The sequence below is a fragment of the Silvania hatchlandensis genome, from assembly GCF_025564065.1.
Classification (GTDB): domain Bacteria; phylum Pseudomonadota; class Gammaproteobacteria; order Enterobacterales; family Enterobacteriaceae; genus Enterobacter; species Enterobacter hatchlandensis.
This window is the reverse complement of sequence record NZ_JAMGZK010000050.1, coordinates 230,694-246,420: the sequence shown is the minus strand read 5'-3', so window position 1 is coordinate 246,420 and position 15,727 is coordinate 230,694. Positions and strand designations below refer to the sequence as shown.

The 15,727-nt window shown below is 52.7% G+C and carries 14 protein-coding genes; 13 read left to right on the top strand and 1 reads right to left on the bottom strand.

The window, feature by feature from the left end; translation table 11 throughout:
- Window positions 1-66: 66 nt before the first annotated feature.
- The 10 genes from rsmG (at window position 67) to M8014_RS14270 (ending at window position 8,186) form a co-directional block, all read left to right on the top strand.
- Window positions 67-690 carry a 16S rRNA (guanine(527)-N(7))-methyltransferase RsmG gene (gene rsmG, locus M8014_RS14315; protein WP_271283080.1) on the top strand — a complete coding sequence of 208 codons (624 nt, stop codon included), beginning with the start codon at window positions 67-69 and terminating at the stop codon, window positions 688-690.
- Between the two features lie 615 nt (window positions 691-1,305).
- A complete protein-coding gene (atpI, locus tag M8014_RS14310) occupies window positions 1,306-1,686 on the top strand; it encodes a F0F1 ATP synthase subunit I (RefSeq protein ID WP_271283079.1) in 381 nt (126 codons plus the stop codon).
- Between the two features lie 7 nt (window positions 1,687-1,693).
- On the top strand, window positions 1,694-2,509 hold the full coding sequence (atpB, locus tag M8014_RS14305) for a F0F1 ATP synthase subunit A (RefSeq protein ID WP_271283078.1): 816 nt from the start codon (window positions 1,694-1,696) through the stop codon (window positions 2,507-2,509).
- Window positions 2,510-2,558: 49 nt separating this feature from the next.
- Window positions 2,559-2,798 (top strand): F0F1 ATP synthase subunit C, encoded by a 240-nt coding sequence (gene atpE / locus M8014_RS14300; protein ID WP_000429386.1) that lies wholly within the window; start codon window positions 2,559-2,561, stop codon window positions 2,796-2,798.
- 52 nt (window positions 2,799-2,850) lie between these two features.
- A complete protein-coding gene (atpF, locus tag M8014_RS14295) occupies window positions 2,851-3,321 on the top strand; it encodes a F0F1 ATP synthase subunit B (RefSeq protein ID WP_271283077.1) in 471 nt (156 codons plus the stop codon).
- A 14-nt stretch (window positions 3,322-3,335) separates the two neighbouring features.
- Entirely contained in the window at window positions 3,336-3,869 is a 534-nt protein-coding gene (gene atpH / locus M8014_RS14290) for a F0F1 ATP synthase subunit delta (RefSeq protein ID WP_271283076.1), read from the top strand.
- A 12-nt stretch (window positions 3,870-3,881) separates the two neighbouring features.
- A complete protein-coding gene (gene atpA, locus M8014_RS14285) occupies window positions 3,882-5,423 on the top strand; it encodes a F0F1 ATP synthase subunit alpha (protein ID WP_271283075.1) in 1,542 nt (513 codons plus the stop codon).
- Window positions 5,424-5,473: 50 nt separating this feature from the next.
- Window positions 5,474-6,337, top strand: coding sequence for a F0F1 ATP synthase subunit gamma (atpG, locus tag M8014_RS14280; RefSeq protein WP_271283074.1), 864 nt, complete (start codon window positions 5,474-5,476; stop codon window positions 6,335-6,337).
- A gap of 26 nt (window positions 6,338-6,363) precedes the next feature.
- Window positions 6,364-7,746, top strand: a complete 1,383-nt coding sequence (atpD, locus tag M8014_RS14275) for a F0F1 ATP synthase subunit beta (protein WP_271266138.1) — start codon at window positions 6,364-6,366, stop codon at window positions 7,744-7,746.
- A gap of 20 nt (window positions 7,747-7,766) precedes the next feature.
- Window positions 7,767-8,186 (top strand): F0F1 ATP synthase subunit epsilon, encoded by a 420-nt coding sequence (locus M8014_RS14270; protein WP_271266139.1) that lies wholly within the window; start codon window positions 7,767-7,769, stop codon window positions 8,184-8,186.
- Window positions 8,187-8,523: 337 nt separating this feature from the next.
- Here the strand turns inward: M8014_RS14270 and M8014_RS14265 are convergent, their stop codons facing one another.
- A complete protein-coding gene (locus M8014_RS14265) occupies window positions 8,524-10,617 on the bottom strand; it encodes a right-handed parallel beta-helix repeat-containing protein (RefSeq protein ID WP_271283073.1) in 2,094 nt (697 codons plus the stop codon).
- A 343-nt stretch (window positions 10,618-10,960) separates the two neighbouring features.
- Here M8014_RS14265 and glmU point away from each other — a divergent pair, with 343 nt between their 5' ends.
- The 3 genes from glmU to pstS all read left to right on the top strand — a co-directional run bounded on the left by glmU (window position 10,961) and on the right by pstS (window position 15,675).
- Window positions 10,961-12,331 carry a bifunctional UDP-N-acetylglucosamine diphosphorylase/glucosamine-1-phosphate N-acetyltransferase GlmU gene (gene glmU, locus M8014_RS14260; protein ID WP_271283072.1) on the top strand — a complete coding sequence of 457 codons (1,371 nt, stop codon included), beginning with the start codon at window positions 10,961-10,963 and terminating at the stop codon, window positions 12,329-12,331.
- 183 nt (window positions 12,332-12,514) lie between these two features.
- A complete protein-coding gene (gene glmS, locus M8014_RS14255; RefSeq protein ID WP_271283071.1) occupies window positions 12,515-14,344 on the top strand; it encodes a glutamine--fructose-6-phosphate transaminase (isomerizing) in 1,830 nt (609 codons plus the stop codon).
- 290 nt (window positions 14,345-14,634) lie between these two features.
- Window positions 14,635-15,675, top strand: a complete 1,041-nt coding sequence (pstS, locus tag M8014_RS14250; protein ID WP_271283070.1) for a phosphate ABC transporter substrate-binding protein PstS — start codon at window positions 14,635-14,637, stop codon at window positions 15,673-15,675.
- Window positions 15,676-15,727: the final 52 nt, after the last annotated feature.

Sequence of the window (15,727 nt, the reverse complement as noted above, 5' to 3'; positions counted from 1 at the left end):
TACAGAACTTCGTAGGGCGGTCAGCATAGCGCCACCCGCCAACACGACTCTCAACAGGTATTCACCGTGCTCAACAAACTCACTCGTCTGCTGGATCAAGCCGGTATTTCGCTCACCGATCACCAGAAAAACCAGCTGGTGGGGTATGTCGATATGCTCAACAAATGGAACAAGGCCTATAATCTCACCTCGGTGCGCGATCCCAACGAGATGTTGATTCGCCATATCCTCGACAGCATCGTTGTAGCACCACACCTTCAGGGCGAGCGTTTTATCGATGTTGGCACGGGTCCGGGTCTTCCGGGTATTCCGCTCTCTATCGTGCGTCCTGAGTGCCAGTTCACGCTGCTGGACAGCCTGGGTAAGCGCGTACGCTTCCTGCGTCAGGTTCAGCACGAGCTGAAGCTTGAAAATGTTCATCCGGTGCAGAGCAGGGTAGAGGACTTTCCGGCAGAGCCGCCGTTTGATGGCGTCATCAGCCGTGCCTTCGCTTCGCTCAATGATATGATCAGCTGGTGCAAGCATTTGCCTGCGCAAAACGGACGCTTCTACGCCCTGAAAGGGGTGTTGCCGGAAGACGAAATTGCGCACATGCCTGTGGGATTCGCTGTCGAATCCGCGATTAAGCTGCGTGTCCCTCAGTTGGAAGGGGAGCGTCATCTGGTGGTAATTAAGCCAAACAATTTTTAAAAAAATAATAAAAAATGTGGAATTTGTGCTGTTCTTAGTATGTTAAAAAATACGCGAAAGGATAAGAAGTACACAGCGCATATTTAACCACTTTTTTACCGTGGGTTTTCTTTGGGTTAACCTGAGCAGGGCGTTGACCCAAAATATAATAAACCCTGAAAATATCAGCCTGCTAAAAGTAGGCGCGCGTAACAAGAATGCAATGTTAAATTTTTATTATAAATGTCAATAAAAGGTTTTCATTGTATACAGGGCTGTTTTGGAAAAAGTTACTCAAATTAGTCTTTAATATCAGAAAGATGAAATATGGCGATTTACTGATTTGATTTGTCAGACCTTAGCGTAAATGCCTGTTTTGTGATCACGTGCACGCTTTATTGCCGATGTTTCTACGCGGTTTGCAGTTTTAATGAGTCATTCACGGTTTAACGAAAAGTTAAGAAATAGGGTCGCAGAAAAATATTTAAACATTTATTCACCTTTTCGCTACTTATTGTTTGAAATCACGGGGCCGCACCGTATAATTTGACCGCTTTTTGCTGCTTGACTCTGAGCCTTAAAGAACGTTTTATACGACACGCGACATACCTCGAAGTGGGCAGGAGTAAAAACGTGATGTCAGTGTCGCTCTTGAGTCGAAACGTTGCTCGTAAGCTTCTGTTCATTCAGTTACTGGCGGTGATAGCAAGTGGATTGCTGTTCTGCCTCAAAGACCCCTTCTGGGGCATCTCTGCGGTGAGCGGAGGTTTGGCAGTTGTTGTGCCGAATATGTTGTTTATGATTTTTGCCTGGCGTCATCAGGCGCATACACCCGCCAAAGGCCGCATGGCCTGGTCCTTCGCGCTTGGCGAAGTGTGTAAGGTGTTGCTGACCTTTGCCCTCCTGGTGGTGGCGCTGGCGGTTTTTAAAGTGGTCTTTCTGCCGCTGATAGTGACGTGGGTTTTGGTGCTGGTGGTACAAGTTCTGGCGCCAGCTGTAATCAATAACAAAGGGTAAAGGCATCATGGCTTCAGAAAATATGACGCCGCAGGATTACATAGGACACCATCTGAATAACCTTCAGATGGACCTGCGTACATTCTCGCTGGTGGATCCGCATAACCCCCCAGCCACCTTCTGGACGATCAATATCGACTCCATGTTCTTCTCGGTGGTACTGGGTCTGCTGTTCCTGGCCGTTTTCCGCGGCGTTGCGAAGCGTGCGACCAGCGGCGTACCAGGAAAATTCCAGACTTTCATCGAAATGATCATTGGCTTCGTCCATGGTAGCGTCAAAGACATGTACCACGGCAAGAGCAAGGTGATTGCACCGCTGGCGCTGACCGTCTTTGTGTGGGTCTTCCTGATGAACCTGATGGACCTGTTACCGATTGACCTGCTGCCGTTCATCGGTGAGCACATCTTCGGTCTGCCTGCCCTGCGTGTGGTGCCGTCTGCGGACGTGAACATTACACTGTCGATGGCGCTGGGCGTGTTTATCCTGATTCTTTTCTACAGCATCAAAATGAAAGGCGTAGGCGGCTTCGTGAAAGAGCTTACCTTGCAGCCGTTCAACCACTGGGCGTTTATTCCGGTCAACCTGATCCTGGAAGGCGTTAGCCTGCTGTCCAAACCGATTTCTCTCGGTCTGCGACTGTTCGGCAACATGTATGCGGGTGAGCTGATTTTCATTCTGATCGCGGGTCTTCTGCCGTGGTGGTCACAGTGGATTCTGAATGTGCCTTGGGCCATTTTCCACATCCTGATTATTACGCTGCAAGCCTTTATCTTCATGGTTCTGACGATCGTCTATCTCTCGATGGCGTCTGAAGAGCACTGATTCTTTACCAACACTACTACGTTTTAACTGAAACAAACTGGAGACTGTCATGGAAAACCTGAATATGGATCTGCTGTACATGGCTGCCGCTGTGATGATGGGTCTGGCGGCTATCGGTGCTGCGATCGGTATCGGCATCCTCGGGGGCAAATTCCTGGAAGGCGCAGCGCGTCAACCGGATCTGATTCCTCTGCTGCGTACTCAGTTCTTTATCGTTATGGGTCTGGTGGATGCTATCCCGATGATCGCTGTAGGTCTGGGTCTGTACGTGATGTTTGCTGTCGCGTAGTAGTAGATTTAAACCCTAAGCCACAGTTGTAAATTTAAAGAGGTATTGTGCTGTGAACATGAACGCAACAATCCTCGGCCAGGCCATCGCGTTTGTTATCTTTGTCTGGTTCTGCATGAAGTACGTTTGGCCGCCTTTAATGGCAGCCATCGAAAAACGTCAGAAAGAAATTGCTGACGGCCTGGCTTCTGCAGAACGTGCTAAGAAAGATTTGGACCTTGCACAGGCCAACGCGACCGACCAGCTGAAAAAAGCGAAAGCGGAAGCCCAGGTAATCATCGAGCAGGCGAACAAACGTCGTTCTCAGATCCTGGACGAAGCGAAAGCTGAAGCAGAACAGGAACGCACTAAGATCGTGGCACAAGCGCAGGCAGAAATTGATGCTGAGCGTAAACGTGCTCGTGAAGAACTGCGTAAGCAGGTTGCGATTCTGGCTGTTGCTGGCGCCGAGAAGATCATCGAACGTTCCGTGGATGAAGCTGCTAACAGCGACATCGTGGACAAACTTGTCGCTGAACTGTAAGGAGGGAGGGGCTGATGTCTGAATTTATTACGGTAGCTCGCCCCTACGCCAAAGCAGCTTTTGACTTTGCTATCGAACACCAAAATGTCGATCGCTGGCAGAATATGCTGGCGTTTGCCGCTGAGGTAACGAAAAACGAACACATGGCTGAGATGCTTTCAGGTGCACTGGCACCGGAAACCCTCGCCAGTTCGTTCATCGCCATTTGCGGTGAGCAGCTGGACACCAACGGTCAGAACCTGATTCGGGTAATGGCTGAAAATGGTCGTCTTAAAGCGCTCCCGGATGTTCTTGAGCAGTTCGAGCACTTACGTGCCCTCAGTGAAGCGACCGTTGAAGTTCATGTAACTTCTTCAACTGAACTGAGTAAAGAGCAGCTTTCGAAAATCACCGTTGCGATGGAAAAACGTTTGTCACGCAAAGTGAAGCTGAATTGCAATATCGATAAGTCTGTAATGGCGGGCGTAATCATCCGAGCGGGTGATATGGTCATTGATGGCAGCGTACGCGGCCGTCTTGAGCGCCTTGCAGACGTCTTGCAGTCTTAAGGGGACTGGAGCATGCAACTGAATTCCACCGAAATCAGCGAACTGATCAAGCAGCGCATTGCTCAGTTCAGTGTTGTGAGTGAAGCTCACAACGAAGGTACTATTGTTTCTGTAAGCGACGGTGTTATCCGCATCCACGGCCTGGCCGATTGTATGCAGGGTGAGATGATTTCCCTGCCGGGTAACCGTTACGCTATCGCACTGAACCTGGAGCGCGACTCCGTAGGTGCAGTTGTGATGGGTCCGTATGCTGACCTCGCCGAAGGCATGAAGGTTAAGTGTACTGGCCGTATTCTTGAAGTTCCGGTTGGCCGTGGCCTGCTGGGTCGCGTGGTGAACACCCTGGGTGCACCAATCGACGGTAAAGGTCCGGTTGATAACGATGGCTTCTCGCCAATCGAAGTTATCGCACCAGGCGTTATCGAACGTCAGTCTGTCGACCAGCCGGTGCAGACCGGTTATAAATCCGTTGATGCGATGATTCCAATCGGCCGTGGCCAGCGTGAGCTGATCATCGGTGACCGTCAGACCGGTAAAACCGCGATGGCTGTCGATGCGATCATCAACCAGCGTGATTCCGGCATCAAATGTGTGTACGTGGCTATCGGCCAGAAAGCGTCCACCATTTCGAACGTGGTGCGTAAACTGGAAGAGCACGGCGCGCTGGCTAACACCATCGTTGTTGTTGCAACCGCTTCTGAATCCGCTGCGCTGCAATATCTGTCTCCGTATGCCGGTTGCGCCATGGGCGAATACTTCCGTGACCGCGGTGAAGATGCACTGATCGTTTACGATGACCTGTCTAAACAGGCTGTTGCTTACCGTCAGGTTTCCCTGCTGCTCCGTCGTCCACCAGGACGTGAAGCATTCCCGGGCGACGTATTCTATCTGCACTCCCGTCTGCTGGAGCGTGCATCCCGCGTTAACGCGGAATACGTTGAGAACTTCACCAAAGGTGAAGTGAAAGGCCAGACCGGTTCTCTGACCGCGCTGCCAATCATCGAAACCCAGGCGGGTGACGTTTCTGCGTTCGTTCCGACCAACGTAATCTCGATTACCGATGGTCAGATCTTCCTGGAAACTAACCTGTTTAACTCCGGTATTCGTCCGGCAGTTAACCCAGGTATCTCCGTATCCCGTGTGGGTGGTGCAGCGCAGACCAAGATCATCAAGAAACTGTCCGGTGGTATCCGTACCGCGCTGGCACAGTATCGTGAGCTTGCAGCGTTCTCCCAGTTTGCGTCTGACCTTGATGATGCAACCCGTAAACAGCTTGACCATGGTCAGAAAGTGACCGAGCTGCTGAAACAGAAACAGTATGCCCCTATGTCCGTTGCACAGCAGGGCCTGGTACTGTTCGCAGCAGAACGTGGTTATCTGGGGGATGTAGAACTGGCGAAAATCGGTAGCTTCGAAGCCGCTCTGCTGGCTTACGCTGACCGTGATCATGCTCCACTGATGCAAGAGATCAACCAGTCCGGTGGCTATAACGACGAGATCGAAGGCAAGCTGAAAAGCCTGCTCGATTCCTTCAAAGCAACCCAGTCCTGGTAAAGTCTGGCGGTCTGTCTTAGGGCAGACCGCAAGGCATTGAGGAGAAGCTCATGGCCGGCGCAAAAGAGATACGTAGTAAGATCGCAAGTGTCCAGAATACGCAAAAAATCACTAAAGCGATGGAGATGGTCGCCGCTTCCAAAATGCGTAAATCGCAGGAGCGTATGGCTGCCAGCCGTCCTTATGCAGATACCATGCGTAAAGTGATTGGTCACCTTGCAAACGGTAATCTGGAATATAAGCACCCTTACCTGGAAGAACGCGACGTTAAGCGCGTGGGCTACCTGGTGGTGTCTACCGACCGTGGTTTGTGCGGTGGCTTGAACATTAACCTGTTCAAAAAGCTGCTGGCGGATATGAAAGTCTGGTCTGATAAAGGCGTTCAGAGCGATATCGCGATGATCGGCTCTAAAGGCGTTTCTTTCTTCAATTCCGTAGGCGGCAATATCGTCGCCCAGGTGACCGGTATGGGTGATAACCCGTCCCTGTCCGAACTGATCGGCCCGGTAAAAGTGATGTTGCAGGCCTTTGATGAAGGCCGTCTGGACAGGCTGTACGTTGTCAGCAACAAATTTATTAACACCATGTCTCAGGTTCCGACCCTCACGCAGCTGCTGCCATTACCGGCATCAGAAGACGGTGAGCTGAAGCGTAAATCCTGGGATTACCTGTATGAGCCCGATCCTAAACCGCTGCTGGATACCCTGCTGCGTCGTTATGTTGAATCTCAGGTTTATCAGGGTGTGGTAGAAAACCTGGCCAGCGAGCAGGCCGCACGTATGGTGGCGATGAAAGCCGCGACCGACAATGGCGGCAGCCTGATTAAAGAGCTGCAGTTGGTATACAACAAAGCTCGTCAGGCCAGCATTACTCAGGAACTCACCGAAATCGTCGGTGGTGCATCCGCGGTATAACCAGGTTAATTCGTAGAGGATTCAAGATGGCTACTGGAAAAATTGTCCAGGTAATCGGCGCCGTGGTTGACGTCGAATTCCCTCAGGATGCCGTACCGCGCGTGTACGATGCTCTTGAGGTTCAGAATGGTAATGAGAGCCTGGTGCTGGAAGTTCAGCAGCAGCTCGGCGGCGGTATCGTGCGTACCATCGCCATGGGTTCTTCCGACGGTCTGCGTCGTGGTCTGGATGTTAAAGACCTCGAGCACCCGATCGAAGTCCCGGTAGGTAAAGCAACTCTGGGTCGTATTATGAACGTCCTGGGTCAGCCGATCGACATGAAAGGCGACATCGGCGAAGAAGATCGTTGGGCTATTCACCGTCCGGCTCCATCCTATGAAGAGCTGTCAAGCTCTCAGGAACTGCTGGAAACCGGCATCAAAGTTATCGACCTGATGTGTCCGTTCGCGAAGGGCGGTAAAGTTGGTCTGTTCGGCGGTGCGGGTGTAGGTAAAACCGTAAACATGATGGAGCTGATCCGTAACATCGCGATCGAGCACTCCGGTTACTCCGTGTTTGCAGGCGTGGGTGAGCGTACTCGTGAGGGTAACGACTTCTACCACGAAATGACCGACTCCAACGTTCTGGACAAAGTGTCCCTGGTTTATGGCCAGATGAACGAGCCACCAGGAAACCGTCTGCGCGTTGCGCTGACCGGTCTGACCATGGCTGAGAAGTTCCGTGACGAAGGTCGTGACGTACTGCTGTTCGTTGACAACATCTACCGTTATACCCTGGCCGGTACAGAAGTATCTGCACTGCTGGGTCGTATGCCATCAGCGGTAGGCTACCAGCCGACCCTGGCGGAAGAGATGGGTGTTCTGCAGGAACGTATCACCTCTACCAAAACCGGTTCTATCACCTCTGTTCAGGCGGTATACGTACCTGCGGATGACTTGACTGACCCATCTCCAGCAACCACCTTTGCTCACTTAGATGCAACCGTGGTACTGAGCCGTCAGATCGCGTCTCTGGGTATCTACCCGGCCGTTGACCCGCTGGATTCCACCAGCCGTCAGCTGGATCCACTGGTCGTTGGTCAGGAACACTACGACACCGCGCGTGGCGTACAGTCCCTGCTGCAACGTTATCAGGAACTGAAAGACATCATCGCCATCCTGGGTATGGATGAACTGTCTGAAGAAGACAAACTGGTGGTAGCACGCGCACGTAAGATCCAGCGCTTCCTGTCCCAGCCGTTCTTCGTAGCAGAAGTATTTACCGGTTCCCCGGGCAAATATGTTGCGCTGAAAGACACCATCCGTGGCTTTAAAGGCATCATGGAAGGCGAATACGATCACCTGCCGGAGCAGGCGTTCTATATGGTCGGTTCCATTGACGAAGCCGTGGAAAAAGCCAAAAAACTTTAACGCCTTAATCGGAGGGTGATATGGCAATGACATACCACCTGGATGTCGTCAGCGCAGAGCAACAAATGTTCTCTGGTCTGGTCGAAAAAATCCAGGTAACGGGTAGCGAAGGTGAACTGGGTATTTTCCCGGGTCACGCCCCGCTGCTCACCGCCATTAAGCCTGGTATGATCCGCATCGTTAAACAGTTCGGTCATGAAGAGTTTATCTATCTGTCAGGCGGCATTATTGAAGTGCAACCTGGTAGCGTGACCGTACTGGCTGATACCGCAATTCGTGGCCAGGATCTCGACGAAGCGCGAGCTCTGGAAGCGAAGCGTAAAGCAGAAGAGCAGATTAAAAGCTCTCATGGCGACGTGGATTACGCTCAGGCGTCTGCAGAGCTGGCCAAAGCGATCGCGAAACTGCGCGTTATCGAGTTGACCAAAAAAGCGATGTAACACCGGCTTGAAAGCATAAAAGCCAGTCTGGTTTCCAGGCTGGCTTTTTTTATGGCTGCGTTTCATTAATTCCAAAACTGAAAAGGTGTTTTATTTATTTTGTGATTTACATCACAAAAGCTTGATCGGCAAAATGTTCAGGAGTAGACTTCGTTTTGTGATGAATGTCACATAACTGAACGCCAACAACATCAGGATGCCATCATGAAAATTATCAACAAAATCATAGTCCTTTTCAGCAGCATGACGATCTCTTTCGGTACAATCAACCACTAAGTGCTGATATGCCGGGTGGCGCCACGCTTACCGTCGTGTGATAAGCGAAGCGCCTCTCTGGTTACTGTGTTTTCACCTGAGCTTTATCGACCTCTTTCCCTTCCGTATTGACGCTTTTGCCCCCGGCAATAAAGTAATTCGTGTTATCAATCATCCCCACGACTGCATCATCGTACTGTCCTGGCTGGTTACGGATCGACACGTTGCCGGTAAATGTTCCCTGCGTGGTCACATCGCCGTACGGACTTGGGCGGAAGATATAGTTGAAACGCTGGTTATCCACCGCAAGGTTATTCTCAACCACCAGCTTGCCTGGGTTAAAGTTATCGGTGAAGCCATCCAGATGATTGCCCGTCGCTTTGCTGTTGCGGATCTGGTGCGCCACAGGCTGCCCTTCCCCGCCAAGCTTAAAGCCGTTGCTGGTATTATTGCTGGCGACTGAGTTCTCGATCACCACCACGCCGTTCGCACCGTCTTCAATCTTGTTGAACAGGTCAAAGCCGTCATCAATATTGTCGTGCGCATAGCAATTCTCCAGCCGGTTGCCTTCGCCAACCCGCATCTTCACCGCAAAGCCATCAGCATTAATCTTGCCGGGATCCTGGTTGGCATACGATTCGGAATTGATCACCCGGTTATAGCTTGCCCACAGTGGACGGCCAATTTTCTCCGGAGACGATATCTGGATCCCGGTATCGTCGTTGCGATACGCGGTGACCTGTTCAACCAGGTTATGGCTGCCCTGGATACGCAGACTTTTCTCCGTAACGTCGATTCCCTTGATATGCCAGTAGCTGGCGTCCAGCAGCAGGCCGTGGATCACCACTTTACCGTCCGCCTCCAGCGTTTTCAGCTTATCGGGAGTTCCACTGGCGGTAAGAGGGATCTGGGCGCGGGGATAATCTCCGCTTTTCAGCACCAGCTTACCGCCGGGGGCCAGCAGGGTGATAGCGGTGGCAAAGTCTAGCGGCGCAGCGGCTTTGCCTTGCGCATCTGGCTTCCCGTCCGGAGCGGCGTACAGGATATCGGTTTTCCGCTCAGCGATGCGCTCGACGCTGAACTGCTGCGTCACGGGCTCGCCCTGCGTAGGGGTAAAGGTGAGAGCAAAGTGACTGGTCTGCTCCAGGCGAGTTGGCAGAGAATACATCTCGCCTGCTTTCACCGCTTTCGCATTCCCGATCACCACTTCATTTTGCCGCACGTTAAAAGTCCCGTCCTCGTTGGCGCGCGCCTGCAGCAGGTAATCGGCTGACGGGCTGTTGTTGGCGGATGCCAGCTGGACCAGCAGCGGCAATGGCTCTGCTTTCCACGGGGCGGACGCGACGGTGTTGGCGCTGGAGGTGGTCAGCGAGGCATCGGTCACCGTAATTTTGGCATTGCGGGAGGCAAAGAAGCCGACGTAATAGCGATCCTTATTCTGCACTGAAATCAGATCGGCGCGCGGCACGCTCTTGCTCACCCAGCTGTCGCTGCCTACCGGCGCCCATGCGGTGACAAACCCATCGTTAGTGCGCTGCAGCTTCAGGCGGAATTCCGGGGTCTGGCTCAGATCGACCTCTTCCTTATAGCTCTGTTTTTTGATGGCGGCACCGGCATTCCCCCACGGACGGGTGATCCCCTCGCGAGTAATGGCCTGCATCTTCACCCGCTGATGATCCTTTTTATCCTGAGTCATGATGGCGTTCATCACCAGGTTCGAGGCGGCAGGAAACTCTTCGTAACCCGCCTTCAGCGGCTGCTGACGAGGCGTGCCGATAATGTCGCGCACCAGCAGCCCGGCCCCTTCCTGTGCGGCAGGTTTGGCACCATTTTCCGGCCCAAACTGATCCACCTTGATATTGGCCTGTAAGACAAAATTCTCCCCGGCCGGCAGTTCGGTATAGAAGAAGGTCAGGCCGTCATGGGCGTTGGCGATTTTACCGCCTCGGCTTTCCAGGGTTATGGCTTTGGCCAGATCGACACTCTCTTGCGGCTTCAGCGTTTTTCCGTCGACAGTGACATCGTTAACGCCAATCTTTTCGGGCAGCACGTTGGACGAAAAATTTACGTCCGTAGACTGACCAAACGCAATGGCCTTCCAGACATGCGGCTGCTCGGCAGCAGTGGCGGCGAAGGTGGTGCACATCATCAGGGCCAGAGGTATTGTAGACTTCATTTTATTCTCCTGAGTAATAATTGAGCGCTATTATCATCAGGTTGAAACATCGTTTCTTTTTCATTTGTCACATAATTAGATAAATAAAACGGCGTTTTGTTTTTACATGGCTTTATTCATGGAACGAAAAAATGGCTAACACGTTGTGATGGCTGGAGACTTCGCTAAACGGCGCTATATTCCTTATGAAAAGTTATCTATTCTGCTGTAAAAAGTACCGGTAAATAGCCCGTATCAAGCGATGTTGTACGTTTTACCGCCGCTCCATTTTAGGGCGAAAAATATGTAGAATTTTCAACACCGAAGGGTTCTACTTCTCACTCAAATTACAGTCAGGACGTGTATGTTGAACAATACGATGAGCGTGGTCATTCTTGCCGCTGGCAAAGGCACCCGCATGTATTCCGATCTACCTAAAGTGCTGCATACCCTGGCAGGGAAAGCGATGGTGCAGCATGTCATTGATGCCGCGAATGAACTTGGCGCCAGCCAGGTCCATCTGGTGTACGGTCACGGTGGCGACCTGCTGAAGCAGACGCTGCGTGACGACAAACTCAACTGGGTCCTGCAGGCTGAACAGCTGGGTACCGGTCACGCCATGCAGCAGGCCTCGCCGTTCTTCTCCGACGATGAAGACATTCTGATGCTCTACGGCGACGTGCCGCTGATCTCCGTTGAGACCCTGGCTCGCCTGCGTGGAGCAAAACCGCAGGGCGGCATTGGGCTGTTGACCGTCAAGCTGGACGATCCAACGGGCTACGGCCGAATCACCCGTGATAACGGCAACGTGACCGGGATTGTCGAGCATAAAGATGCCACCGATGCGCAGCGTGAAATCCAGGAAATTAATACCGGGATCCTGATCGCCAATGGCGCGGACATGAAGCGCTGGCTGGCAAACCTGAACAACAACAATGCGCAGGGTGAATTCTACATCACCGATATTATTGCGATGGCGTATCAGGAAGGCCACGAGATTGCTGCCGTGCATCCGGACCGCTTAAGCGAAGTCGAAGGCGTGAACAACCGTCTGCAGCTGTCCCGTCTGGAGCGCGTTTACCAGTCCGAGCAGGCTGAAAAGCTGCTGCTGGCAGGCGTTATGTTGCGCGATCCGGCACGTTTCGATCTGCGTGGTGTACTCAATCACGGGCGCGATATTGAAATCGATACTAACGTTATTCTTGAAGGTAACGTCACCCTCGGCCACCGCGTGAAGATCGGCGCGGGTTGCGTGATCAAAAACAGCGTGATTGGCGACGATTGCGAGATCAGCGCCTACAGCGTGGTTGAAGATGCAAACCTGGCTGCCGCCTGCACCATTGGGCCGTTTGCTCGCCTGCGTCCTGGCGCGGAGCTGCTGGAAGGCGCGCATGTCGGTAATTTCGTAGAAATGAAAAAAGCGCGTCTGGGTAAGGGCTCGAAAGCGGGTCATCTTACTTACCTGGGCGATGCTGAAATCGGTGACAACGTGAATATCGGCGCCGGTACCATCACCTGTAACTACGATGGTGCAAACAAGTTTAAAACTATCATCGGTAATGACGTGTTTGTCGGTTCCGACAGCCAACTGGTGGCCCCGGTCACCGTGGGCAATGGCGCCACGATTGCCGCAGGTACCACCGTTACGCGCGATGTGGCGGATAACGCGCTGGTCATCAGCCGCGTGCCGCAGGTACAGAAGCCGGGCTGGAAACGCCCGGTGAAAAAGAAGTAACTCATTTATTACCTCTCCCTTTGGGGAGAGGATCCGGGTAGAGGGGATAACATAATCCCCCGCCCAAAGGCAGTATCTAATAAATATAACCCCACTCTCTACAAGGCTCGGGGCGCCCGATAAAACGGGCAAAACAGGTCAGCGACAACACAGGCGTAAAGCCTCTATCTGGAATATAAAACTATGTGTGGAATCGTTGGAGCAGTTGCGCAGCGTGATATTGCTGAAATCCTTCTCGAAGGGTTACGTCGTCTGGAATACCGTGGTTATGACTCTGCCGGTCTGGCAGTGGTCGATGCAGAAGGTCATCTGACCCGCCTGCGTCGCCTCGGTAAAGTGAACATGCTGGCGCAGGCAGCGGAAGACAATCCGCTGCATGGCGGCACAGGTATTGCTCATACCCGCTGGGCAACGCACGGTGAACCTTCAGAAGGTAACGCACACCCGCATGTCTCTGAACACATTGTGGTGGTGCATAACGGCATCATCGAAAACCACGAACCCCTGCGCGCGGAACTGACGGCGCGCGGTTATACCTTCGTTTCTGAAACGGACACTGAAGTGATCGCCCACCTGGTTCACTGGGAACTGGAACAGGGCGGCACGCTGCGTGAAGCCGTGATGCGTGCGATCCCGCACCTGCGCGGCGCATATGGCACCGTGATCATGGACAGCCGAGACCCGTCCACCCTTCTGGCCGCGCGTTCTGGCAGCCCGATGGTGATCGGTCTGGGGATGGGCGAGAACTTTATCGCCTCCGATCAGCTGGCGCTGCTGCCGGTGACCCGTCGCTTTATCTTCATGGAAGAGGGCGATATCGCCGAAGTGACCCGTCGCGATGTGACCCTGTTTGATAAATCTGGCGAGCAGGTGAAGCGTCAGGATATCGAATCAAGCCTGCAGTACGACGCGGGTGACAAAGGCGCTTACCGTCACTACATGCAGAAAGAGATCTACGAGCAGCCGAACGCCATCAAAAATACCCTGACCGGGCGTATCAGCCACGGCGAGGTCGACCTGAGTGAGCTGGGTGCAAACGCCAACGAGATGCTGGCAAACGTAGAGCATATTCAGATTGTTGCCTGCGGCACCTCCTACAACTCCGGTATGGTCTCCCGCTACTGGTTTGAATCGCTGGCAGGCGTGCCGTGCGATGTGGAAATCGCCTCCGAATTCCGCTATCGCAAATCGGCCGTCCGCCGCAACAGCCTGATGATCACCCTGTCCCAGTCCGGTGAAACCGCCGATACTCTGGCGGCGCTGCGTCTGTCTAAAGAGCTGGGCTATCTCGGTTCGCTGGCGATCTGTAACGTGCCGGGTTCGTCTCTGGTGCGTGAATCTGATCTGGCGCTGATGACCAACGCCGGAACCGAAATTGGTGTGGCATCGACCAAAGCCTTTACCACCCAGCTGACAGTATTGCTGATGCTGGTGGCGAAACTGGCACGCCTGAAAGGCCAGGATGCGTCCATCGAGCAGGACATTGTTCACGGTCTGCAGGCGCTGCCGAGCCGTATTGAGCAGATGCTGTCTCAGGACAAACGCATTGAAGCGCTGGCAGAAGATTTCTCTGACAAGCATCACGCCCTGTTCCTCGGTCGTGGCGATCAGTACCCGATCGCGCTGGAAGGCGCGCTGAAGCTCAAAGAGATCTCCTACATCCACGCAGAAGCCTATGCGGCAGGTGAGCTGAAACACGGCCCGCTGGCGCTGATTGATGCGGATATGCCGGTTATCGTTGTGGCGCCAAACAACGAACTGCTGGAAAAACTGAAATCCAACATTGAAGAAGTGCGCGCCCGTGGCGGTCAGCTGTATGTCTTCGCGGACAGCGACGCCGGTTTCACCAGCAACGACAACATGCACATCATTGAGATGCCGCATGTGGAAGAGGTGATTGCGCCAATCTTCTATACCGTTCCGCTGCAGCTGCTGGCGTATCACGTTGCGCTGATCAAGGGCACTGACGTTGACCAGCCGCGTAACCTGGCGAAGTCGGTTACCGTAGAATAATCTCTCCAGACTCCACCTTCGGGTGGAGTTTTTTTTATCCCTTCCGTATATGACAATCTGTCATCTTCAGCTATTTTTTCAGTGTCACATAAAGATAATTTTACTGAAAAAAATCCGTCATGTTTAATGCTAACGCGATGATGTTAAACGCTTATTTTGCTGATTTTTTCCTGCAGATTTCTATGTCATAAAACTGTCATAATTCGGACATTTATCTGTCACCTGTTTGTCCTATTTTGCTCATCGTAGCCACTTAAACAATGATTTACGAAATCCTTGCAGGAGACATTATGAAAGTTATGCGTACCACTGTCGCAACTGTTGTCGCCGCGACCTTATCGATGAGCGCTTTCTCTGTATTTGCTGAGGCAAGCCTGACGGGTGCTGGTGCAACCTTCCCTGCGCCGGTGTATGCCAAATGGGCTGATACTTACCAGAAAGAAACAGGTAACAAGGTTAACTACCAGGGTATCGGTTCCTCCGGTGGCGTTAAACAAATTACGGCCAACACCGTTGATTTCGGCGCATCTGACGCTCCTCTGTCTGATGAAAAACTGACGCAGGAAGGCCTGTTCCAGTTCCCGACCGTTATCGGTGGTGTTGTGCTGGCCGTGAATATCCCTGGCCTGAAATCAGGCGAGCTGGTGTTGGACGGCAAAACCCTGGGTGACATTTACCTGGGCAAAATCAAAAAATGGGATGACGAAGCCATCACCAAACTGAACCCGGGCGTGAAGCTGCCTTCGCAGAACATCGCCGTGGTGCGTCGTGCTGACGGCTCCGGTACCTCCTTCGTCTTCACCAGCTACCTGGCGAAAGTGAACGAAGAGTGGAAATCCAAAGTCGGCTCTGGCTCTACCGTTAACTGGCCAACCGGTCTGGGCGGTAAAGGTAACGACGGTATCGCCGCGTTCGTACAGCGTCTGCCTGGCTCAATTGGCTACGTAGAATACGCATACGCCAAGCAGAACAACCTGGCCTACACCAAACTTATCTCTGCAGATGGTAAGCCGGTAAGCCCGACGGAAGAGAGCTTCGCTAACGCCGCTAAAGGCGCTGACTGGAGCAAATCTTTCGCCCAGGATCTGACTAACCAGAAGGGTGACGAGGCATGGCCAATCACCTCTACCACCTTCATCCTGGTGCACAAAGATCAGAAGAAACCTGAGCAGGGTACTGAAGTGCTGAAGTTCTTCGACTGGGCATACAAAAATGGCGGCAAACAGGCTAATGACCTGGACTACGCCAGCCTGCCGGACAGCGTGGTTGAGCAGATTCGTGCTGCATGGAAAACCAACGTGAAAGACAGCAGCGGTAAGGCATTGTATTAATTTAGCATTCTGACGAAAATAGCGGGTAGCGCCTGGCGCACCCGCTAACTTC

What these genes read in the sequence shown, in the direction of transcription:
- atpI (WP_271283079.1), top strand. Translation starts at nt 1,306, where the DNA reads ATGTCAGTGTCGCTCTTGAGTCGAAACGTTGCTCGTAAGCTTCTGTTC.
- atpB (WP_271283078.1), top strand. Translation starts at nt 1,694, where the DNA reads ATGGCTTCAGAAAATATGACGCCGCAGGATTACATAGGACACCATCTG.
- atpE (WP_000429386.1), top strand. Translation starts at nt 2,559, where the DNA reads ATGGAAAACCTGAATATGGATCTGCTGTACATGGCTGCCGCTGTGATG.
- atpH (WP_271283076.1), top strand. Translation starts at nt 3,336, where the DNA reads ATGTCTGAATTTATTACGGTAGCTCGCCCCTACGCCAAAGCAGCTTTT.
- atpA (WP_271283075.1), top strand. Translation starts at nt 3,882, where the DNA reads ATGCAACTGAATTCCACCGAAATCAGCGAACTGATCAAGCAGCGCATT.
- atpG (WP_271283074.1), top strand. Translation starts at nt 5,474, where the DNA reads ATGGCCGGCGCAAAAGAGATACGTAGTAAGATCGCAAGTGTCCAGAAT.
- atpD (WP_271266138.1), top strand. Translation starts at nt 6,364, where the DNA reads ATGGCTACTGGAAAAATTGTCCAGGTAATCGGCGCCGTGGTTGACGTC.
- M8014_RS14270 (WP_271266139.1), top strand. Translation starts at nt 7,767, where the DNA reads ATGGCAATGACATACCACCTGGATGTCGTCAGCGCAGAGCAACAAATG.
- M8014_RS14265 (WP_271283073.1), bottom strand. Translation starts at nt 10,617, where the DNA reads ATGAAGTCTACAATACCTCTGGCCCTGATGATGTGCACCACCTTCGCC.
- glmU (WP_271283072.1), top strand. Translation starts at nt 10,961, where the DNA reads ATGTTGAACAATACGATGAGCGTGGTCATTCTTGCCGCTGGCAAAGGC.
- glmS (WP_271283071.1), top strand. Translation starts at nt 12,515, where the DNA reads ATGTGTGGAATCGTTGGAGCAGTTGCGCAGCGTGATATTGCTGAAATC.
- pstS (WP_271283070.1), top strand. Translation starts at nt 14,635, where the DNA reads ATGAAAGTTATGCGTACCACTGTCGCAACTGTTGTCGCCGCGACCTTA.